The sequence below is a fragment of the Pseudomonas fildesensis genome, from assembly GCF_001050345.1.
In the GTDB taxonomy this organism is placed as follows: domain Bacteria; phylum Pseudomonadota; class Gammaproteobacteria; order Pseudomonadales; family Pseudomonadaceae; genus Aquipseudomonas; species Aquipseudomonas fildesensis.
This window is the reverse complement of sequence record NZ_LFMW01000011.1, coordinates 1-22238: the sequence shown is the minus strand read 5'-3', so window position 1 is coordinate 22238 and position 22238 is coordinate 1. Positions and strand designations below refer to the sequence as shown.

General features: G+C 61.3%; 18 protein-coding genes and 2 pseudogenes. 5 read left to right on the top strand and 15 right to left on the bottom strand.

Features of this window, described 5'->3' with window-relative positions; translation table 11 throughout:
- Positions 1 to 112 precede the first annotated feature (112 nt).
- From ACR52_RS16185 to ACR52_RS16140, 10 genes are all read right to left on the bottom strand, one after another.
- Complete coding sequence (locus tag ACR52_RS16185; protein ID WP_048726096.1) at positions 113 to 1816, bottom strand: AMP-binding protein; 1704 nt, start codon at positions 1814 to 1816, stop codon at positions 113 to 115.
- 31 nt (positions 1817 to 1847) lie between these two features.
- A complete protein-coding gene (locus tag ACR52_RS16180) occupies positions 1848 to 3146 on the bottom strand; it encodes an acetyl-CoA C-acetyltransferase (protein ID WP_048726092.1) in 1299 nt (432 codons plus the stop codon).
- Positions 3139 to 4047 carry a MaoC/PaaZ C-terminal domain-containing protein gene (locus tag ACR52_RS16175; RefSeq protein WP_048726089.1) on the bottom strand — a complete coding sequence of 303 codons (909 nt, stop codon included), beginning with the start codon at positions 4045 to 4047 and terminating at the stop codon, positions 3139 to 3141. The genes ACR52_RS16180 and ACR52_RS16175 overlap by 8 nt, the downstream gene beginning before the upstream one ends.
- A gap of 3 nt (positions 4048 to 4050) precedes the next feature.
- Entirely contained in the window at positions 4051 to 5394 is a 1344-nt protein-coding gene (locus ACR52_RS16170) for a 3-oxoacyl-ACP reductase (protein WP_048726086.1), read from the bottom strand.
- A 157-nt stretch (positions 5395 to 5551) separates the two neighbouring features.
- Complete coding sequence (locus tag ACR52_RS16165; RefSeq protein WP_048726083.1) at positions 5552 to 8080, bottom strand: acyl-CoA dehydrogenase; 2529 nt, start codon at positions 8078 to 8080, stop codon at positions 5552 to 5554.
- 297 nt (positions 8081 to 8377) lie between these two features.
- Positions 8378 to 9820 (bottom strand): outer membrane protein transport protein, encoded by a 1443-nt coding sequence (locus ACR52_RS16160; RefSeq protein ID WP_048726080.1) that lies wholly within the window; start codon positions 9818 to 9820, stop codon positions 8378 to 8380.
- A gap of 125 nt (positions 9821 to 9945) precedes the next feature.
- Positions 9946 to 10458: an alkane oxidation protein activator PraB gene (gene praB, locus ACR52_RS29510; RefSeq protein WP_082143172.1), complete on the bottom strand. Its 513-nt coding sequence runs from the start codon at positions 10456 to 10458 to the stop codon at positions 9946 to 9948.
- 136 nt (positions 10459 to 10594) lie between these two features.
- Positions 10595 to 11089: an alkane oxidation protein activator PraA gene (gene praA / locus ACR52_RS16150; RefSeq protein WP_048726076.1), complete on the bottom strand. Its 495-nt coding sequence runs from the start codon at positions 11087 to 11089 to the stop codon at positions 10595 to 10597.
- 134 nt (positions 11090 to 11223) lie between these two features.
- A complete protein-coding gene (locus tag ACR52_RS16145; protein WP_048726073.1) occupies positions 11224 to 12504 on the bottom strand; it encodes an alkane 1-monooxygenase in 1281 nt (426 codons plus the stop codon).
- Between the two features lie 306 nt (positions 12505 to 12810).
- Positions 12811 to 13797: an alpha/beta fold hydrolase gene (locus ACR52_RS16140; protein WP_048726068.1), complete on the bottom strand. Its 987-nt coding sequence runs from the start codon at positions 13795 to 13797 to the stop codon at positions 12811 to 12813.
- A 276-nt stretch (positions 13798 to 14073) separates the two neighbouring features.
- On the opposite strand from ACR52_RS16140, the gene ACR52_RS16135 reads away from it, so the two are divergent.
- From ACR52_RS16135 to ACR52_RS16125, 3 genes are read left to right on the top strand one after another with little or no spacing between them, the layout of a single operon-like run.
- Complete coding sequence (locus ACR52_RS16135) at positions 14074 to 15612, top strand: flavin-containing monooxygenase (protein ID WP_048726065.1); 1539 nt, start codon at positions 14074 to 14076, stop codon at positions 15610 to 15612.
- Positions 15609 to 16499, top strand: coding sequence for an SDR family NAD(P)-dependent oxidoreductase (locus tag ACR52_RS16130; RefSeq protein ID WP_048726062.1), 891 nt, complete (start codon positions 15609 to 15611; stop codon positions 16497 to 16499). Before ACR52_RS16135 ends, ACR52_RS16130 begins: the two co-directional genes overlap by 4 nt.
- A gap of 15 nt (positions 16500 to 16514) precedes the next feature.
- Positions 16515 to 17357 carry a metal-dependent hydrolase gene (locus ACR52_RS16125; protein ID WP_048726059.1) on the top strand — a complete coding sequence of 281 codons (843 nt, stop codon included), beginning with the start codon at positions 16515 to 16517 and terminating at the stop codon, positions 17355 to 17357.
- On the opposite strand, the gene ACR52_RS16120 is transcribed toward ACR52_RS16125, so the two are convergent.
- On the bottom strand, positions 17354 to 19429 hold the full coding sequence (locus ACR52_RS16120) for a PTS sugar transporter subunit IIC/EAL domain-containing protein (RefSeq protein WP_048726056.1): 2076 nt from the start codon (positions 19427 to 19429) through the stop codon (positions 17354 to 17356). The two genes, ACR52_RS16125 and ACR52_RS16120, sit on opposite strands and share 4 nt — an antisense overlap.
- A gap of 298 nt (positions 19430 to 19727) precedes the next feature.
- Here ACR52_RS16120 and ACR52_RS16115 point away from each other — a divergent pair, with 298 nt between their 5' ends.
- Positions 19728 to 19994, top strand: a complete 267-nt coding sequence (locus tag ACR52_RS16115) for a hypothetical protein (protein ID WP_048726054.1) — start codon at positions 19728 to 19730, stop codon at positions 19992 to 19994.
- A gap of 20 nt (positions 19995 to 20014) precedes the next feature.
- Positions 20015 to 20344, top strand: a complete 330-nt coding sequence (locus tag ACR52_RS16110; protein ID WP_048726049.1) for a DUF6388 family protein — start codon at positions 20015 to 20017, stop codon at positions 20342 to 20344.
- A 7-nt stretch (positions 20345 to 20351) separates the two neighbouring features.
- On the opposite strand, the pseudogene ACR52_RS16105 reads toward ACR52_RS16110, so the two are convergent.
- The 4 genes and pseudogenes from ACR52_RS16105 to ACR52_RS29500 all read right to left on the bottom strand — a co-directional run.
- Positions 20352 to 21187, bottom strand: a pseudogene (locus ACR52_RS16105) (serine/threonine-protein kinase).
- Positions 21184 to 21915, bottom strand: coding sequence for a PP2C family protein-serine/threonine phosphatase (locus tag ACR52_RS16100; RefSeq protein ID WP_048726046.1), 732 nt, complete (start codon positions 21913 to 21915; stop codon positions 21184 to 21186). The pseudogene ACR52_RS16105 and the gene ACR52_RS16100 overlap by 4 nt, the downstream one beginning before the upstream one ends.
- Positions 21912 to 22064: pseudogene (locus ACR52_RS29505) on the bottom strand (type VI secretion IcmF C-terminal domain-containing protein); the annotation flags it as partial. The pseudogene ACR52_RS29505 and the gene ACR52_RS16100, both read right to left, overlap by 4 nt.
- 36 nt (positions 22065 to 22100) lie before the next feature.
- A partial coding sequence (locus ACR52_RS29500) for an integrase core domain-containing protein (RefSeq protein WP_152687634.1) occupies positions 22101 to 22238 on the bottom strand: 138 nt, incomplete at its 5' end.

Below are 22238 nucleotides of genomic sequence, written 5' to 3'. Positions count from 1 at the left end.
AGGACTCCGGATTTAGGGTGGCTGGCGGGACGCGGAGCGTCCCAGGCGGCATTCCCACGCAGAGCGTGGGAACGATCATGCACTGGCGACGCAGAGCGCGGGAACGATCGTTTTAGCGCAACGCCCGGCGCAATACTTTGCCCACGGTGGTCTTGGGCAACTCGGTAGTGCGGAACTCCACATACTTCGGCACCTTGTACCCCGTCAGGTATTCACGGCAGTGGGCAAGGAGCTGTTCCTGGGTCAGGTTCGGGTCCTTGCGCACCACGATGATCTTGACCTTCTCGCCGGTCACCGCATCTTCCACACCAATCGCCGCCACTTCTGCCACGCCGGGGTGCAACGCCACCACGTCTTCGATTTCATTGGGGTACACGTTGAAGCCCGAGACCAGGATCATGTCCTTCTTGCGGTCCACCAGGCGGATATAGCCGCGCGCGTCCATCACCCCGATATCACCCGTGGACAGCCAGCCCTCAACATCCAGCACCTCGGCAGTTTCCTTGGGGCGTTTCCAGTAGCCCTGCATCACTTGCGGACCGCGCACTTGCAGTTCGCCCTGTTCGCCGATATCGGCCAATTCACCGTCTTCGCGAATAAAACGCACCCAGGTCGACGGCAACGGCACGCCGATGCTGCCGGTGAATTCCATCTCGCGCATGCGTGAAATATCGATAGGGCTGATGCTCACCACCGGCGAGCATTCGGTCAGGCCGTAACCTTCGATGATCGGCAGCCCGGTGACGTCCTTCCAGCGCTTGGCCACCGCCGTGTGCGTGGCCATGCCGCCAGCGATCACCATGCGCAGGTCGGAGAAGTCCCGCGCGCAGAACGCCTTGTTTTCCAGCAAGCCGTTGAACAGCGTGTTGACCCCGGCAATGCCGTTGAAGCGCTCCTTACGCAGGATCATCTGCACGCGTTTCACGTCCCGTGGGTCGGCGATCAGGATGTTGCGCCCACCCAGGCACATGAACATCAGGCAGTTCACCGTCAGGGAAAAGATGTGGTAAAGCGGCAGCAAGGTGACGTTGGTTTCCTGCTTGTGCTGGTCCAGTTGATCACCGACCCAGGCCTTGGCCTGCAGCAGGTTGGCGATGATATTGCGGTGGCTGAGCATCACGCCCTTGGCGTCACCCGTGGTACCGCCGGTGTATTGCAGGAAGGCCAGGTCGTCGAGGTGCATGGCCACCGGCAAGTGGTTCAGCGCCCGCCCCTGTTTCAGCACCTGGTTGAAACGCACCGCGCCACGCAGCTTGAAGGCCGGCACCTGCTTTTGCACGCGGCGCAGGATGAAGTTCATTGCCGCGCCCTTGAAGGTGCCGAGCAGGTCGCCGATGGCCGCGATGACCACGCGCTTGACGCTGCTGCCGTCGATGACTTTTTCCAGGGTGTGGGCGAAGTTTTCGAAAATCACCACCGTTTCGGCGCCGCTGTCCTTGAGCAGGTGCTTGAGTTCATGGGAGGTGTACAGCGGGTTGACGTTGACCACCACCGCACCGGCCAGGATCGTGCCCAAAAGGCAGATTGGGTATTGCAGGCAGTTGGGCATCATCAGCGCCACACGGTCACCCTTCTTCACGCCCTGGCCTTGCAGCCAGGCGGCGAACGCGACGCCTTGGACTTGCCAATCGGCGTAGGTCATTTCGGTGCCGATGCTGACGTAGGCTACCCGCTCGCGGAATTTTTCCAGGTGTTCCAGGAACACTTCGCGCAACGACGGGTAGTCCTCGATGCCGGCATCAATGTCCGCCGGGACGCCGGGCAGGTAAGCGTTCAACCAGATCCGTTCGGTTTGTTCCTGGCTTACAGCGTTCATGGCAGTCTCCTTATTGTTGTTTTTGATAGCGCTACTTTTCGACGATGGCGGTAATGCCCAGCCCGCCCGCCGCGCAGATCGAGATCAAGCCGCGACCACCACCGTTTTCATGGATGGCCTTGGCCAGCGCCGCCAGTTGCCGGCCACCCGTTGCGGCAAACGGGTGACCGCAGCCGAGGGAGCCGCCATTGACGTTCATCCTGGCGCGGTCGATGGTGCCCAGCGGTGCGTCCAGGCCTAGCCGCTCGCGGCAATAATCGGCGTCTTCCCAGGCCTTGAGCGTGCACAGCACCTGGGCGGCGAAGGCTTCGTGGATCTCGAAGAAATCGAAGTCGGCAAAACCCAGGCCTTCACGCTGGAGCATGCGCGGCACGGCATAGGCCGGGGCCATCAGCAGGCCTTCGGTGCCGTCGACAAAGTTCACCGCCGCCGTCTCGCCCGTACGCAGGTAAGCCAGCACCGGCCAGCCGTTTGCGGTGGCCCATTCCTCACTGGCGAGCAACACCACCGAAGCGCCATCGGTAAGGGGCGTGGAGTTGCCGGCCGTGAGCGTGCCGTTTTGTCGATCGTAGGCCGGGGACAGGCCTGCGAGCTTTTCCAGGCTCGCGTCCGCGCGCAGGTTGTTGTCACGGGCCAGGCCGCGGTGGGGGCTGATCAGGTCGTCGAAGAAGCCACGCTTATAGGCGGCGTCCAGACGCTGGTGGCTGGTGAGGGTCAACGCGTCCTGGGCCAGGCGTTTGATCTGCCAGCGTTTGGCCATTTCCTCGCAGTGTTCGCCCATCGACAGGCCCGTGCGCGGTTCGCCATTGCGTGGCAGCAGGGGCTTGAAAAACATCGAGGGCCGCAGTTTCAGCAACGTCTTCAGCTTGTCGCCCATGCCCTTGGCGCGGTTGGCCGCCAGCAACGTATGGCGCAGGGATTCGTTGATGCCGATGGGGGCGTCGGAGGTGGTGTCGGCACCGCCGGCAATGCCCACTTCGATCTGGCCCAGGGCAATTTTATTCGCCACCAGCAACGCCGCTTCCAGGCCGGTGCCGCAGGCTTGTTGCAGGTCGTAGGCCGGCGTCTCCGGGGACAAGGTCGTTGACAACAGGGATTCGCGCGCCAGGTTGAAATCCCGCGAATGCTTGATCACCGCACCCGCGGCAAACTCACCGAGGCGCTGGCCGTGCAGGTTGTAGCGGTCGACCAGGCCTTGCAAGGCGGCGACCAGCAAATCCTGGTTGCTGTCGTGGGCGTACACCGTATTGGAGCGGGCAAACGGAATACGGTTGCCGCCGATAATCGCCACGCGGCGGGTCGGGGCCGGGTTGAAGCTGTAGTCACTCATTCCAGGCTCTCTTTGCAGGCTTTTCATTCCAAAGCAATAGCCCACGCATGTGGGGTTTGTCGCCAGCGAAATTGCGCACTTCAAATTCACGGCGCGGGCCGGTCACTGGGCGATTCCACAGGGCAACCTGACCGGGCAGGAAGATCGGTAGTTTGAAGTCGCAATGGGCTTCGGCCTGGTCCAGGCCACCGGGCGGTTGCTGAGCAGCCAATGCACGGCCCAGGGTCCACATGCCATGGGCGATAGCGCGGCGAAAGCCAAACAGCCTGGCGCCGATCACCGAGGTGTGAATCGGGTTGAAATCCCCCGAGACCTTGGCGAACCGGCGGCCCAGATCGACCGGCAACACCCAGCGTTGGGTGCGCAACACACCTTCTTCCTGCAACGCCAGCACGTCATTCCACGGCTCGCCGACGGGGTTTTTTACATCGCGGCGCAGGTACAGGCTGTCGCTTTCCCACACCAGCGTGCCCGCGCTGTAGGCCCGAGTGGCGATGCTCAACGCCTGCCCCTTGGGATGGGCAACCCAGCGCTCGCAAAACACTTCAAGGCGCAGCGCCTGACCCGCCTGCAAGCGCTGGTGCTGACGAATGCGATTGGCCAGGTGCACCATCCCGCTGGCCGGGTACGGAAAGCTCGGCCGGGTCAGCAGCATCAAGTGCAAGGGGAACGCCAGCACATGGGGATAGGACAGCGGCACGCCCTGTTCAGGGCGAAAGCCACAGGCGCGGCCGTAAGCGGCGATGCCGCCGGGCGACAGCTCCACGGCGGCGCGTACCAGGCGTTCGCCGGGCAACGGCGGCGCGCCGTCGAGCTTGGGTTTGCGCAAGGCGCGCACGCCGTCCAGCAACAACCGGGTGCGTGAGGGTGGCGGGTCGATGATCTGCGTAACGTAGTCCATGGTTCAGGCTCCCAGCAGACTTTGGCCGCACACCCGGACGACTTGTCCGTTGACCCCGCCGGACGCCGGATGGGCCAGCCAGGCGATGGTCTCGGCCACGTCGATCGGCTGGCCACCTTGCGACAGGGAATTCATGCGTCGCCCCGCTTCGCGGATCATCAGCGGGATCTTCGCGGTCATTTGGGTTTCGATGAAACCCGGCGCCACCGCATTGACCGTGACCTGCTGCGCCGCCGCCTGCGGGGCCAGACCTTGCACGAGGCCAATCACCCCCGCCTTGGACGTGGCGTAGTTGCTTTGCCCGAGGTTGCCGGCGATGCCGGAAATCGACGACACACAGACGATGCGCCCGCCGGGGTTCAAACCCTGGCTGTCGAGCAGCGCGCTGCTGAGCTGCAACGGCGCCTGCAGGTTGACCGCCAGCACACTGCGCCAGGCCTCTTCGGTCATCTTGGCGATGGTCTTGTCGCGGGTGATACCGGCGTTGTGCACCACCACATCAAAGGCGCCGTACTGGCTGACATGGGCCAGCAACAGTCCGGCGGCGTCTGCTGCGGTGATGTCCAGCGGCAACGCCGAACCGTCCACGCTGGTTGCCACTTGCTGCAGCGTTTCCTGGGCCTGGGGCACGTCCACGCACACCACATGCGCACCGTCCCGCGCCAGTACCTGGGCAATCGCCAGGCCGATGCCACGGGAAGCGCCGGTGACCAGGGCTCGCTGGCCGGCGAAGGGTTTATCCCAATTGACCGCCACCTGGCCGTCCACCGGTTTCTCCAGCCGCACCACCTGCCCCGACACATAGGCCGAACGGCGCGACAGGAAGAAGCGCAGGCTGCTGTCCAGCGCGTCTTCAGCACCCGGCGCCACGTAGAGCAATTGCACGGTGATCGCCCGGCGCAGCTCCTTGGCCAGCGACCGCACCAGGCCTTCAAGGGCACGCTGGGCAATGGCCTGGGGCAAGTCCTGGCAATGTTCGGGCGCCGTGCCGAGCACCACCACGCGGCCGTGCTGGCCAATGCGTTTGGCATTGGCGTGGAAGAACACGTATAGCTCGTCCAGTTGCTGCAGATCGGCCACAGCGCTGGCGTCAAACACCGCGCCTTGCACCTTGACCGTCGAGGGTGCCTTGAGGGTCGCTGGGCTGGCGGCAACGGTGTCGGTGGCGCTGAAAATGCGTTGCACCTGCGCGGCCAGGCGCCCTGCCCCGGCAATGATCACCGGGTTGACCAGGCCTTGCTGGCCGCTGCGATGGCGTTGCAGCGGCAAGGGTTGCGGCAAGCCGACGGCCTGGGCCAGGCGGCGGCCCCAGGGAGAGTTAACGAACGAAAGGTAGCTGTCACTCATAGATAGATCCACTCACAACATCGTTTGGGCATGAAAACCCGATCAATGTGGGAGCTGGCTTGCCTGCGATGGCCTCACCTCGGTTTAACTGACTTACCGAGGCGTCTGCATCGCAGGCAAGCCAGCTCCCACACTGACCGTGTTCATTCAGTGCCACTCAATTAACCGAAGCGTTCTCACCTTGCGCAGTGCGGCGCTTTGCAGTCGGCTTGGCCAGCGCCTGCTGACGCTGTTGCAACGCCTCCAGCAAACCGAAGTCCTGCGGGAAGTCGTCGACCTGGATGCCGTGGTCGGCGTACTCCACATAACGCGCGAGCAGCGTGTCTTCTTCGTCGCTGATCAGGTCCAGCGCCCGTGCCTTGACGCGCCAGCCGGTGAAGGCGGTGGCGGAGATCGGCATCGGTTCGAGCACGCCTTGCTTGACGGCGGACTTGAGCCGGGCCTCGATCAACTCCACTTGCGGCAACAGGCGGAAGCCGAGTTCACCGTAGGCCAGCTTGTCGATTTCCGGACGTGGGATGTAGGAATTAGCCAGCAAGCGGTCGCGGGTTTCGCCAGGGGTCTGTACGACATCCGCCACCTGGGCCAGCAGGCGATCCGACGGTTTACGCAACGGAATGCCAAACGGGAAACTCAGGCCACGCACCACCATCGCAGCGGCTTTGGAGGGATAGTTATCGAGCACTTCGGCAAGCGCTTCATGGGCGCGCAGCAACGCGTCCTGGGCCGACCAGTGCACCAACGGCAAATCCGCCTGGGGCCGGCCATCGTCCTCGAAGCGCTTGAGCACGCAGGACAGGATGTACAGCTGCGACAGAATATCCCCCAGGCGCCCGGTGATACTTTCCTTGCGCTTGAGGGCACCGCCCAGCACGCCCATGGAAACATCCGAGATCAATGCCAGCACCACCGACAGCCGATTGGCCTGTCGGTAATAGGGCGCCAGCGCCGGGTCGGTCTTGGCCGGTGCGGAAATCAAGCGCCCGCCTGTCAGCGAATGCACCGCCGCACGCACGGTATTGGCCAGTACAAAACTCATGTGGCCGAACATGGCGCTGTCGAAGGCCTCCAGCGCTTTGCGCCGGTCCGGGTTGTGCGCCGCTTCCATCTCGCGGAATACATAGGGATGGCAGCGGATGAGGCCCTGGCCAAAGATGATCAGGCAGCGCGTCATGATGTTCGCGCCTTCCACCGTGATCGCGATGGGGCTTTGCTGGTAGGCGCGGGCCAGGAAGTTGTTGGGGCCCATGCAGATGCCTTTGCCCGCGACGATGTCCATGCCGTCGTTGACGATCATCCGCGCGCGCTCGGTGACGTGGTACTTGGCGATGGCTGAGATCACCGAGGGTTTTTCACCCGCATCCAGCGACGCCACCGAGACCTTGCGCACCGCATCGCAGGCATACAAATGCCCGGCCATACGGGCCAACGGCGCCTGCACACCCTCGAACTTGCCGATGGGCAGGCCGAACTGTTTGCGCATGGCCGCATAGGCGGTAGTGCCACGTACAGCGACCTTGCCCAGGCCCACGTTGGCCGAAGGCAGGGAAATCGCCCGGCCGGCCGCCAGGCATTCCATCAACATGCGCCAGCCGTTGCCCACTTGCTCACGGCCACCGATCACCCATTCCAGGGGAATGAACACATTCTTGCCGGTAGTAGGACCGTTCTGGAACACGGCATTAAGTGGCCAGTGGCGACGGCCGCTGTTGACGCCGGGGTGGGACGTGGGGATCAGCGCGCAGGTGATGCCCAGCGAACCGGGCGCGCCGAGCAGGCCGTCCGGGTCCTCGGCGCGAAACGCCAGGCCCAGCACCGTGGCAATCGGGCCGAGGGTGATGTAGCGCTTGTCCCACGTGACTTTGAAGCCCAGCACTTGCTCGCCTTCGTGCAGGCCTTTGCAGACGATGCCCAGGTCGGGGATCGCGCCGGCATCCGAGCCTGCATACGGGCTGGTCAGCGCAAAGCACGGGATGTCTTCGCCACGGGCCAGGCGCGGCAGGTAGTAATTGCGCTGGGCATCGGTGCCGTAGTGCAGCAGCAGTTCGGCCGGGCCCAGGGAGTTGGGCACCATCACCGAAATCGCGGCCGCCGAGCAGCGGGTCGACAGCTTCATCACCACTTGCGAATGCGCATAGTGAGAGAAGCCTTTGCCGCCGTACTGCTTGGGAATGATCATGCCGAGGAAGCCGGCGTCCTTGGTGTACTGCCAGCCTTCGGGGGACATGTCTTGCCAGACTTGGGTGGTTTCCCAGTCGTTGGCGATGTCGCACAGGGTTTCGACTTCGTTGTCGAGGAAGGCTTGTTCTTCGGCGCTCAGGCTGGCCGGTGCGGCTTGCAGCAGGCGCTGCCAGTCGGGCTTGCCGCTGAACAACTCGGCGTCCCACCACACGGTGCCAGACTCGATGGCCGCACGCTCGGTGTCGGACATCGCCGGCATGATCGTACGAAACAGGCCGAGGGCCTTGCTGGTCAACAAGGTGCGACGCAGCGGTTTGATCGTCATCAGCAACGCGGGCGCCACCACCAGCAACGCCGCGACGGTGGCACCCAAACCGGCCACCACGCTGAACAGGTAACCCGCTGCCAGCCAGACCAGGCCAGCGCCCAGCCACAGGGCAGCAGCGGCTTGTCGATACGCCAGGGCAATCGCTGCTGCGAAACCCGCCAATAACCAGATAACCATGGGGATACCTCTACTCGATTCAGGGCACGGCAAACGCGTGGGCAGGTCGAAATGAACTGCGGCGTAAAACCACACTACAAACTTGGAAAGCTAAATTCAAATTTTGTTTTGAAATTTTTATTTAATGCTTGGACAAAACATTCAGGGCTGAGCATGTCAGCCGGGATCAGCAATGATTAAGGAGGCTAAACGGGTCGCGTGGGCAACCCGTTAAAGCAGGCCTTGCGAAAGCACCGCAGCAAGATGCGCTAGCTACGGACTTTCACAGGCATTGCGCTCTGTACAAAACACGGAGGATCAGAAGGCATAGGTCGCCGTCAGGCTGACTACCTCCCCTTTAGCTTCTGATTTACCGTCAAGGCTAGCCGCACCCAGACGGTCCACGTTCTTGGTCTTCAGCTTGACGGTTTCTACAAACTGCCGCGAATAGGCCCCGTCGATGCTCAAGCCTGGAATGGCGCGGATGTTGTAGCCAAAGCCCAGGGACGCGAATGTACGATCGCCATCCGGAATACGCGGGTCACGGGTAGAGTTGCGGGTGGGCGTCTGGTCGAAGGAAACGCCTGTGCGCAAGGTCAGGTCATCGGTCAACTTGTAGTCCCCACCGAACGAGTACTGCCAGGCATTCTTATAGTTGTACGGAATCGACACGATGGTATTGCCGTCGGATTTCAAGGTCAGCGCTTTGAACGACGACCATTGGGTCCAGGTGACACTCGCGCCCAGCGTCAGGCGGTCCGAGAACTGGTGTACCCAGTCAAACGATGCGTTGGCCGGAACGTCCAGTTGAGTGGACGCATTGGCGCCGCCCGGGTAGAGCTTGAGGCCAGGATAGGCCAGCTCGACAAGGGTCTTGCCATCAACCACCGGGATGGTCATCAACCCTTCAGACGTCGGGTCGGCGTAGATGTTGTATTTGCCCTCCAGCTTGTTCTTGATCTTGGCGTGGTAGTTCAGGCCCAGTGTGTCTTGAGGTGTAGGTTTCCAGGCGATGCCGCCAAACCAGCCCAGGGACGTATTGTCGACTTTGACACGCATCAACGCGGAGCCTTGGCCCGCAGGAAACGGGATCATGCCAAAGTCCGGCGATTGCGCGGCGGCGGCGTAGAGATCGACGTTTTGACTGACGAAGCCCTTGGTGTGTTGGAGGATGGTGCCCAGGCCTACGGAAAACTCATCGTTGACCTTGAACGACAGCGAACCCGTCAGCCCCACTGTTTCAATCCGCGTATCAACTGCAAAGTCACGCCCCTTCCAGTCCTGATCCCAGGTGGTTCGTGCGCCCATAGGCACCACTTGGCTCAAACCAAAAGCGAGTCGATCGTTAATCGGCATGACCATGAACCCGGTAGGCACCCACGCCTCGAACCCACCCTGCCCGCCATCACCGGTACGCGGTGTGGAAGTCGTTGCACCCGTGTTGGGGTCGGCCACCGTGACGGATGAAGGGTTGCCTGCGTAGTCATACGCCGAGCCTTTGTACTTGATATCAATGTTGGCGTAGTTGACGGTGAACTGCGAAATAGTCTTGTCGACAAATGCCATGGCGGCCGGGTTGTTGTAAGCCGATGACGGGTCATTCTTGAACATCGAACCGCCACCGAACGCTCGCCCCCAACCCGCGGCGTTTGTCGTCGGTGTCATGAATCCTCCTGCCTGGACCGGGCCCGCCGTCACTATCAGCCCTCCCAGTAATACCAGGCCGAGGAACGCGTGCGCCTGCTGTTTCTTATTATTCATGCCCCACTCCTTATTGTTCTTATGCACCGCAGTCGATAGACCTGTTTTCCCAAGCTCAACAGGCGCCTCTGATGAGGCGCCTGCCTTCACGGGTGATCAGCCCTTTGTTCTAACCGCCCGTAGTCTTAAGGCGCCAAGCTCAGGGAAGGTGCCACAACCGACAGCGACTGAACCGCGCAGCTGCCCGAGAGTGACTGGCTGGAAGGCGTGCTCAGCGTGTGCGTAGCCTGGTTCCAAACCACGTTGATTGAACCCGCACCGCAGTTGGATGCAGGGAAAGCGACAGTCCAACCCACGTTGGTAACGGTGCCGGCACCCAAACCCGTAGTGGCGTTAAAACTGGTGGCGGTCAGAACCCAACCTGGAGACGGAATATTCTTCAGGGTGGGCAAACCGCAGAGACCACCGCCGGTAAGTTTGGCCGAAGTAATGGTTGCCACGCCCGCTGTCACAGTGCCGCCGAAGGTGATGCCGCATGTCACGGGCTGCCCAAAGGAGGATGGCGACGTAACGACAATCGTGCCGGCATTGGTGGTAAAGCTGCCGTTCGGCGTAATCGAAGCCGCGTTGGCCATCGAGGCAGTGCCAAAGCAAAGAGCGAACGAAGTTACACAAAAGAGGGTTTTCAAGCTTTTCATTGTTTTTCCTCACATGTTATGGCGAGTCATTCGCCAGGGGTAATGGCCATGAACGAGAGGTCACGGTGAAACTGCAGAACTTCCCTTTCCAGCCAAATTTCAATTCATCTACCGCTACAACATTATTCGGGTGGGCTTATTCAACCACTTTGAAGGTGGGCGGCATCTTGATCGACACCGCCTTGATCTTGCAGTCTTCGCCAATCGGTACATTGGTGGCTTCCAACTTGCCGGTGGCGTTATCCCAAGTGCCATCCGCTGTAGATGGACCGCACTTGCCGCCCAGGCCGAAGGCGTGAACATCCACGCTGATCTTCGACATCGAGCCGCTCTTGGTATCTTTGGCAACTAAAATCCAGGGCAAGTTGATGGCTTCGACGCGGCTGCATTTAAGCCCGCCGTCGAACTCAACGGTGTCGACATTCACCGACGCGCCATCGGCCGCGACCTTGCCGGCCACCCTGATGGTGCAGTCGGCGCTGATCAGCGCGCCCTTGGAAAAACTGATGGGGCCCTGGGCAGTGAAGGCACTGCCGGCCGGCTCGATACGGGCGGCCTGGGCCTGGTGATAGGCGATCAGCCCCAGTGCGGCCAATACGATATGCGTGGTGAACCTGGCAGGTGCTTGCATGGTGGACGTCCTTCCCTTCTCATTATTTTTGTTGGGTCAAACAACTTTCTTGCAACGTGATCGGCAAACTCGGAGCGATAAAAACCTGCGCGATAGACAAACCACGAGTCGGCAAACCTGATTTTTATTTCACATTAGAACGGCTTGGCGGTAGGGCTGTACTTTTCCAGATACTTCAAACGTTGTGACGGTTGAAGATTGGTCAGGGTGAGATCCCCGGCATAATGATTAAGGACTCGATGGTCCATCCGCCGTCGCCACAAGTACGGCACATATGCCCAGACAATCATGCTCGCGTAACCGTAGGGAAGTTGCGGCGACTCATCAAAGTGACGCAACGACTGATAACTGCGCGTGGGGTTGGCATGGTGATCGGAGTGCCGCTGCAACTGAAACAGAAAGATATTGGTGACAATCCGATTACTGTTCCAGGAGTGCCGCGGCGAGCAACGTTCATAACGCCCGTTGGGCAACTTCTGGCGTTTAAGGCCGTAGTGCTCGACGTAGTTCACCACTTCCAGCAACGAGAACCCGTAGATGCCCTGGATGATCAGGAACGGAATCACTGCCGCACCCAACCAGGCGATCATCGCCCCCCACAACAGCACGCTGTACATCCAGGCGCTGAGCACGGCGTTCTTCCAGTGCCAGGCCGGCAGGCCGAGTTTGCACAGGCGTTCGCGCTCCAGGTTCCAGGCCGAATGTGCGCTGAACCACACCGAGCGCGGCAGGAACGCCCAGAAACTCTCACCCAGGCGCGAGCTGGCCGGGTCTTCCGGCGTGGCGACACGTACGTGATGGCCACGGTTGTGTTCGGTGTAGAAGTGCCCGTAGAACGTGGGCGCTAGGGTGACCTTGGCCAGGAACACTTCCAGCGGCCTGGGCTTGTGGCCCAACTCATGAGCGGTGTTGATGGCGATGCCGGTGGCAGCGCCGGTGGACATCGCCATGCCCAGGTAGGTAAACCAACTGATCTCGCCGTGAAGCTCGGTGCGCGCAGTGATAAAGGCCGCGGTCTTCGCCAGCCAGCTTGACGGGTCCAGCGTGGCGGTAGCGTGGAGCAAGCCGCCATTGATGATCCAGTCAATGCCGCCGGCGACCAGCCAGCCGGTAATCACTACGGACGAGATGACGAACAGCACGCCGGTGTAAACAATCCAGCGGTAGTAGCGTTGGGATTCGAGGTCGCTGACGGCGGATTCAGGCGGGTTGCTGACGTCTTCACCCAACAGGCCGTCGATCAATGGGATCAGGCCGAAGATCACCAGTACGCCGACCCACCACAGTTGCTGTACGCCGGTGGTAATGGCCAGGGCGCCGGAGAGCAACGGGGTTGCCAGGGGCATGATGCCGAGCCACCACAGGTGACGCTTGGCATCGGTCCAGACGTGCGGCGCTGCCAAGGTCTGATTCATGGCAGCCTCCGGACGAAGCGCGTTGGCAGGGCAGCGGAAAACAGGTTCGAGGAGCGCTGAATGCTCCGGGAAATCAACCATGCGATAAAAGGCGTATTTTTCATTTTTATTCGCTCTTAGGCATTTCAAAAATCATTTCAAAACAAACATTGAAATATTTTTTTAAATAAATAGCGCGGAATCGTTAGGTCGTCAACTAAATTCTTGAACCCTTTTTAACGTGACCGGGCAGTCTCTTTCTCAGCCGTTTGGTCAGGTGTCTAGGACAGGCGTCAACGCCGTGGAACCGCGATCCGGATGGCACTCTTATTTGCTCGCCAGGGCAAACAGCGTGGCGCTTTGCGTTGGCCGCACGCGCTTGGCTACCTGCTCAACCACCGCCACCACGCGCTCTGTCGCGGTGATCGGCAACATATGGCCGCGCCCCTCAACCAGCTGCAGCTTTAGCCCCGGCACCTTGCTGGCCAGGGCCTGGCCGTGTTTTTGAAAATCCAGCACCTTGTCGCGCGCGCCATAGATCAACCCGATCGGCAGGGTCAGTTGCGGGTAGCGCTTGACCATGTTCGGCAGGTGGTCGTTAACCTGGTTGATCTCGGTAGAGGCGGCGTAGAAATTGTCGGGGCGCATGCCGAGCAACCCGCCGCCGCGCGTGGCGAAGTCCGGCGGAGCGGCATCGGGCGCGAATACGCCCTTCACCACTGAACCTTTGGTCAGCAGGCCGATGGGCATGGTCAGGGTGTGTGACAGCCATCGACGCAGCCACGCCGGGCGTACCGCCAACGACAGGAACACCAGCGGCAACACGCGTTGGGGGTGAGTCAACGGCGCCACCAGGATCAGCCCGGATACCGCGTGCGGATGATCGAGGGCCAGCGCCAGGGCAATTGCACCGCCGAGGGAATGCCCGAGTACCAGCGGTTTATCCAGGTCCAGCGTCTTGATAAAAGCGGCGATTTGCCTGGCCTGGGCCGGCAGGTCTGCGGCAGTGCCTGTTTGCCGCGTGGAATAGCCCGACCCCGGACGGTCAACGGTGATCACCCGAAAGTGCTCACGCAACTGGCCGGACAAGGCATACGTCAGGTTGCGACTGCTGCCCATCAGCCCGTGAATCATCACCAGCGGCGGGCCCTTGCCCTCTTCAACATAATGAAAGCGCTCGCCATCGACCTCCACAAAGCGCCCATTGCCTGGAACAGCCGCCTCGATGCGCCGCGTCATTCGGGCACTGAAGGCCCACAGCAACCCACAGACAACAACAAACACACCCGCAGCAATAACCCACTCAACAGCCATAGCTCGGTCCTCTGCTTCCCTGCTGCTGGCGACCCGACCGGAATTGATCAAGGCCTCAGCCACCGTCCACACCCTGGACCTATCCTTGATGCATACCGTGCTCGTCCGTCGGACAAGTCGTACATAAGAAACAAGGTCCTAGCGTAGGCGATATTTTCAGGTAGATTATTTAAAATCTTTTTTAAAATAATTAATTCAATTTTTCTTTGCAATGGTGTTCTATCTAAAAGACAAAACAAAAACAGGAGCACATCCGATGCCCACGAAGGACAGCCTATGAATGCCCACAGTGATTCAATCGACATTGCCATCATCGGTTCAGGTTTCGCCGGCCTGTGCATGGCCATCAAACTCAAGGAAGCCGGCCTCACCGACTTCTTTATTGCTGAGCAGGCCGACAGCCTGGGCGGCACCTGGCGCGACAACCATTACCCCGGTTGCGCCTGCGACGTGCAGTCCCATGTCTATTCGTTTTCGTTTGCACCCAACCCTGACTGGACACGGCAGTTCGCGCCGCAGGCGGAGATCCGCGCCTATCTGGAACATTGCGCGCGGCGCTTCGAGCTGGCGCCCTATCTGCGTTTCGGCATGGGCCTGCAACGTGCGGTGTTTGATGAGCAGCAGCAACGCTGGCGACTGAGCTTCAGTGATGGCCGCCAGGTCAGCGCGCGGGTGCTGGTGTCGGGTATGGGTGGGCTGTCGCGCCCGGCGCTGCCGGACATTCCGGGGCTTGCGAGCTTCAAGGGCAAGCGTTTCCACTCCCAGCAGTGGGACCACGACTACTCATTGAAAGGCAAACGCGTGGCGGTGATCGGCACCGGCGCCAGTGCCATTCAGTTCGTGCCGCAGATCGCGCCGCAGGTGGCGCATCTGGACCTGTTCCAACGCACCCCGCCGTGGATCATGCCAAAGCCCGACCGGCCGATTTCGCCTGTCGAGCGCTGGTTGTTCAAGCACCTGCCCTTCACCCAACGGCTGGTGCGCGGCGCTTTTTACTGGGCGCTGGAAGGCCGCGTAGTGGGCTTTGCCCTGCATCCACGGCTGATGAAAATGGTGCAAAAAATCGCCCTGCGTCACCTGCACAAACAAGTGGCGCGCCCTTCCCTGCGCAAGACCCTGACGCCCGACTACACCATCGGCTGCAAGCGCGTGCTGATCTCCAACGACTACTACCCAGCGCTGTCGCGCAGCAATGTCGAAGTGGTAACCGACAACGTGCTGCGCATCGAAGCCGACGGCGTGATCACCGCCGACGGCATCAAGCACCCGGCGGATTGCCTGATCTTCGGCACCGGCTTCCAGGCCACCGATCCATTGCCGCGTGACTGCATCATCGGCCGTGATGGCGTCGACCTGATGGACGCGTGGCGCGATGGCGCGCACGCCTACAAAGGCACCACGGTGCCGGGCTATCCGAACCTGTTCCTGATCGTCGGGCCCAACACCGGCCTGGGGCATAACTCGATGATTCTGATGATCGAAGCCCAGGTCACTTACATCCTCGACGGGCTGCGCCACATGCAGCGCAACCGCATCGCTACAGTCGACGTCAAACCCGCCGTGGAGCAGGCCTACAACCGGCAACTTCAAACCAAACTCAAGCGCACCATCTGGAACACCGGCGGTTGCCAGAGCTGGTACCTCGACCCGCGTACCGGCAAGAACACCACCCTGTGGCCCGGCTCGACCTGGCGCTTCAAGCAGGTCACGCGGCAGTTTGCACTCAAGGATTACGTGGCCGGCATGGCGCCGGTCAACGCAACGCCCCGCGCGATGCCAACGCCCCACTCCAGTGCTGAAGGGAGCCTGTCATGAAGTCATTTAACGGCCGCGTGGCGGCGATCACCGGCGCGGCGTCCGGCATGGGCCGCGCCCTGGCGTTGGCCCTGGCGCGGGAAGGTTGTCACCTGGCGCTGGCAGACAAGAACAGCCTGGGTCTTGAGCAGACACAGACGCTGATCAAGTCGTCAACGCTGTCCCCTGTAATGGTCACCCTCCAGGTACTGGACGTGTCCGACCGCCAGGCCATGGAGGACTGGGCCGCGCGTTGTGTGGCCGACCACGGGCAGGTCAACCTGGTGTTCAACAATGCCGGGGTGGCGCTGTCGAGTACCGTCGAGGGCGTGGACTATGCCGACCTGGAGTGGATCGTCGGCATCAACTTCTGGGGCGTGGTGCATGGCACCAAGGCCTTCTTGCCCTACCTCAAGGCCAGCGGCGACGGGCATGTGGTCAACACCTCGAGCGTGTTCGGCCTGTTCGCCCAGCCTGGCATGAGCGGCTACAACGCCACCAAGTTTGCCGTGCGCGGGTTTACCGAATCCCTGCGCCAGGAACTGGACCTGCAACGCTGCGGCGTCTCCGCCACCTGCGTGCATCCGGGTGGTATCCGCACCGATATCTGCCGCAGCAGCCGTATCGACGCGAACATGACCGGCTTTCTGATCCACAGCGAACAGCAGGCCCGAGCCAACTTCGAAAAGCTGTTCATCACTGATGCCGACCAGGCCGCCAAGGTGATCCTGCAGGGTGTGCGCAAGAACAAGCGCCGCGTGCTGATCGGCCGCGATGCGTATTTTCTCGACCTGCTCGCCCGCTGCCTGCCGGCCGCTTATCAAGCGCTGGTGGTCTTCGCCAGCAAGCGCATGGCGCCCAAACACCGCACGCCGGTGTTTGAAACCAACGACGAAACCCGTCTCTGAACAGGAGCATCGACTATGCTGCCGATCCGTCGCGATATCCATTTTGCCTTGCCGGCCGAGCGCATCAAGAACTGGCACGAACAAGGCCCGTTCATCACGCATTTCTTCAACGCGCTGTCGCTGCTGTTTCCCCAGGGCGAGCTGTTTTTCATGGACAGCGTGCGCCATTACCGCCCACGCATCGACGACCCTGAACTGAAGAAAGAGATCCAGGGTTTTATCGGCCAGGAAGCCATGCACAGCCGCGAACATGTGGCCTACAACGACCTGCTGCAAGCGGCCGGGCTGCCAGCGCACACCCTGGACCGCCGGCTGAAATTCATCCTTGACCTGCAAAAAAAACACCTGCCGCCGTCGTTCAACCTGGCGGTGACCATTGCCCTTGAGCATTACACCGCGATGCTCGCGGAGATCCTGTTGAGCGACCCGTCGCGTTTTGGCGATTCACTCAAGGGTTACCAGCAGATGTGGTACTGGCACGCCCTCGAAGAAACCGAACACAAGGCCGTGGCGTTTGATGTGTGGAACAGCGTGATCAAGCCGGGGCCCAAGCGCTACCTGCTGCGCACCGGGACCATGTTGACCACCACGGTGTTCTTCTGGCTGGTCGTGCTGGATTTCCACCTGCGCCTGTTGGTTGCCGACCGCAAGGCTGGCGGCCACGTGAAAGGGTTCTGGCGCATGCTCAAGTTTCTGTACGGGCCCAGGGGCGTGTTCCCTCGAATGCTGCGGCCGTGGCTGCATTACTTCAAACCCGGCTTTCACCCCTGGGACCACGACAACCGCGCACGCCTGGCGGGCATCGATGGGTTGGTCGACGAGATCGAACAGACCCGGCGCGGCTACGAATCGGCCTAGATTTCGGCCAGGCTGGCGCGCTCGCGCACAAAGCCTTGCAACTGATCGCCCGGCAGCGCCTTGCTGAAATACCAGCCCTGGATAATCAGCTCATTACCTGAGTTCAGGAAGGCCAGCTGCTCGGCGGTCTCCACGCCTTCGACCACTACACCCAGGTTAAGCGCCTCACAGAAGCGCAGCATGCCGGTCAGCACCTGGGCACCCTTGGGCTCGTGTTGGGCTACCACGAAACTGCGGTCGATCTTGATGAAATCCACCGGAAACTGGTGCAGATAACTCAATGCGGAAAACCCGGTGCCGAAGTCATCGATATAGACCTTGGCGCCAATCGCCTGCAGTTTCTGGATGGTCCGGCGCGTGACCTGAATATCGCTCACCAACGCGTCTTCGGTAATTTCCACCGACACCTGGCCATGGGCCTGCGCGAGGATTTCCACCAGGCGTTCGCCGTAGGCGGCGTCCGTCAACGTCGCGCTGGAAATATTGATCGTCATCGGCAAGGCAAAACCAATCTTTTGCCACTTCTGATATTGGCGTACCGCCTGGGACGCCACCCACACATCCACATCCGGCATCAGGCGCGCCTGTGCCAGCCATTGCAGGAACTCCCAGGGTGAATGCACGGCTCCCTGGGCATCGCGTGCGCGCATCAAGGCTTCACAACCAGTGCACAGGCCGGTGCGGGTCGAGACCTGGGGCTGGAATTCGAGGTAGAACTCATAGTCGCTGATCTGCTGGATGCGGCTCAATTCGTTGGCTTGGCGTGCCAGGATCTTGTGGGACGCCAGTACCGGGTCCAGCTCCAACAGGCGGCCTTTTTCTTCGAGGCCGCGAAAGGTCATGTCCAGCGACTTGAGGTACACGGTGCCGCCTTCGGTGGCCTGGCGGTGGATCGCCCGAACATACGGCGCGTACACCAGCGTGCCCATCCCCAGCAACGCGATCTGGAGCACCACCGCCGCCATATCACCCTGGGTGCTCAGGTAGGCATTGAGCAGCACCGGCGCGGTGAACGGCACGCTGACCACCGCCGGCGACACCCAACCGAGTTGCACCACCGTCAGCGCCACCAGGGTGTTGAACGCCGGCACCAGCAGGAACGGAATAAACAAGCGCGGGTTGAGGATGATCGGCAAGCCAAACAGCAGCACTTCACTGACATTGAATAACGACAGCGGCAAACTGGCCATCGCCAACAGGCGCATGGATTGGCTGCGGGAAAACAGCAGGATCGCCAGCAACAGGCACAGCGCGCCGCCCGAGCCGCCGATAAAAGCGAAACACCCCAACAGGCCATTGTTGAGCACGTACTTGATCGGCTCACCCGCCACCAGCGCGGCATTGTTCAGCAGCACGGCCTGGTCCAGCACATCAAACAGCGGCTGCATCGCGTAGACACCGTGGATTCCGAAAAACCACAGCAGCGAATTCATCAGGGTCACAAACAAACCGCTGCCGTATGGCGACTCCAGCGTGCTGAGCACCTGCGGCCCCTGGAGCTGTGCCACATAAGGTATCTGCAACAGCAGCGACAGCACCACCACCAGCGCCAATGCGGTCATCGCGCCCGGCACCACCATATTGATGGTGCCCCTGAGGTTATGCCCCACCAGGTCTTCGTTGACCAGCCGGGTCCAGCGATAACGGTGCAACCAGGCAATTGCCGGCACATTGAGCAGCGGCGACGCAATGGCGATAAACAGCACGAACGTGGCCGACGCGCGCGGGTAATCACGCAGGATAAAGGTCGCCACCACCACATGGGCCAGGCACAGGAACGCGACGGGTAGCTGCGGCAGCCGGTACTGGATCGCCAGCATGTAACCGATGGAGGCTGCGACCAAGAGTGGGATCACCGAGCTGATCTGGTTGTGCAGCCCGGCCAGAAATGTCACCACCTGCAGATCGAAACCCAGCACGCGGGCACATTCGGACAGGATCAGAAAGACGGCCGACACCAGCAGGCAGGGCAGGATCCACAGCAGGCCTTCGCGGATGGCACGCAGCGACTCGGTACTCGCGAGTGCGGCCAGACGCTGGGTAAAGAACAGTTTGAACAGCGTTTGCGCCATGACCCATCCCTCTGTCCATCGCTCGGAGCCCCTGTCAGGCAGGGCCGGAAACACCGGCCAACGCTACACTTCCTGATACCGGGTGCGAAAGACTTTATACGGCGACGGCGACAAACTTTCAGGGACTTACACGCGCCCAGGTACGTGTTCTCCCTGAAATAAATGAACTTTCTGATCAGGATCCGTCCCTAAAGCTGCTTCAATAGGTATTATCGGCGACTTTCTGAAGCGTTGTCGGCTGGACCGGCAAGGGAACACAGCCCGAGAAGTAACGAGGCACCAAGGAGGTAAGCTCGAAATGCAAGACAAGCGGCCAAGTAATATGCCCCCACTGCTGCTCAAGGCGTTGTTGTGGTTGTGTGGTGTCACCCTGCTCTTCCTGATCAAGGATATCGTGGAAGAGTTTTCAGGGCCGATTGGCGGGACGTGGGTTGATCTGACGCTGGTGCTGATTGCCTATCTGCTATTTTTCATACTTGAACCGGTACACGCCGCGATCAGCCGCCGCCTGCGCAAACGCGCCCGGCGCCGCCAGTCTCGCCACGATACGGGGACCGGTATCTGACACTCACTAGGAGCAAGCCTTTGTCCCAACCCGGCGATAACCACCAACAGGCTCTGGACCGGTTCTTGAGCGCGCATAAGGCGCTGGCCGAGGAGCTGGACACCTTGAACCCGCTCGCGGCCCAGGCCAAGGGCGAAACACTCGCCGAGTACCGCGCTGAACGCCTGCATGAGGCCTTCGAGGCCGAAGCCGAGCGCCATGGCCTGTTTGCCTGGGAGTTGACCCTCAAACTGACGACCGAGTCTGCCGAAGCGTTCGAAGCCCAGCGCCTCGAGGTGCACAAGGAAGTCGCGCAGATGGCGGGGATGAGCTGGGACGAATACTGCCAATTGCACGATTTGGCTGGCTGAGGCTGCGCTAAAAGAACCAGCGACGCCGCGAACCATCCATCACTTCACGCAACTCATTGACGGTAAGGGTTCGCCGCTCCGGGTCCGGTGACAATGCCGTGCGTAATGCCGGCCAGCAGTGCCTGGGCAATTGCCGAGGCCGAGCGAGGCGTTCAGTGAGTTGGCGCTCGTCCAGGCGTTTCCGTTCGCCATCTCGTAAAGCACGCACGCCACCCCATACAGATCGGCCGCCGTCGACAGCGCCGCACCGGCCAACAGCTCCGGCGCGGCATAAGCGGGTGTCCAGGCACTGAAACGGGTGCGGTTCAAGCTCGGCAAACCCGTGGCGACCTGCGACTGGCCCAGGCCAAAATCAAACAAACGCACACCCTCCTCGCCCACCATCACATTGCCCGGTTTCAAATCGCCGTGCAGTACGCCTTGGTGATGGGCATATGCCACTGCGCTCAGCAGTTGCACTGCCATGGGCTGCAACGCCTGCCAGGGCATCCCGTAAGGGGATTCCACCAGGAACCGGTCCAGGGTCATGCCATGCATCAACTCCATGGTGAAGAACGCTATCCGGCGAGGGCCATCGACCTCAAACCCGAACATGCGCACCACCCGCTCATGCCGCAGGCTGCGGGCGAGGGCAAATTCGCTGTACAGCAACACGTGAGCATCCGGGCACCCGGAAAAACCTTCGCCCAACACCTTAAGCGCCACGCTTGAACAAGGCTCGCCAAACTGCTCGTGCAACAGGTCGCGGGCGCGGTAGACCACGCCCATTCCGCCGGAGCCCAGCACGCGCTCAAGCTGATAGCGCCCCGCGAGTAGATCCGGGACGCCCACTGCCGTCGTCATGACTGGACCACCACGGCCGTCAGGTCGTCCCGGGCCGCGCCGCGCAGGGCCGTCGCAAACAACCGGTCCAGCATCTGTTGCGGCGTGCCCATGCTCAAGGCACTCCCCAGCTCACGATGACTGAGTGCCTGGTACAAGCCATCACTGCACAGCAAAAACACGTCTCCCGCACGGGTGCCGAGCTCCAGCACTTCAAGGTTCAAGGGTTCGCGCGCGCCCACAGCGCGCGTCAAGGCCCTGGCATCAGGGTGGGCCTGGGCCAACTCCAGGCTCATCTGCTGCTCGTCCATCAATCGCTGAAGCAAGGAGTGATCCCGCGACAGTTGATACAGGCTTTGCCCGCGCCACAGATAGCAGCGGCTGTCGCCTGCCCACACACAGGCCGCACGGCCGCCTTCCAGCAGCAACATGACCACGGTGCTGCCCATCGTGCTTTCGACGTCGGCTGCGGCTCGCCTTGCCTGATGATGCAACTGCTGATTGAGCGATTGCAGGCATCGACGAACGGCGTCTAACCGCTGGTCGAGGCTGCCCTGCCCCGACAATGAAGCGAGGCTGCTGATCACCCACTGGCTCGCCACATCCCCGGCCCGATGCCCACCCATTCCGTCCGCCACCACCCAGCACTCGCGCTGAGGGCAGTCAAGGAACGCATCCTCGTTGCGCGACCGGCCCGTGCCGCGCTGCGTGCGTCCGGCACTGCGCGAACGGGTCTGCGAGCGACTCACAGTTGCTCCGGCAGCCGGAAAGTCCGCCAGGCCGCCATCTGAAACGGGCTGGGCGTGCGCCTGCTGGTCAGCAGGTAATTGGCGCGTAAACCAGAGAGGTCGGATTTGAGTAAATGGGCATTCTGACCGCTGGCTGGCTCGCTCTGCATGTCTAGTCCTGAAATAGGTTTACACCCATTTCAGCCTCAAAACGCCCGATGCACCGCATCGGGCGTTTTGTATTTCAGCGATAGATGTGGCCGCTCGCTGTTATATATCTGCACCGATTGATCCACCATTCGCGCGGCTTCAGCCGCATCTTTGGGCCGGTGCAAGAGAAACTC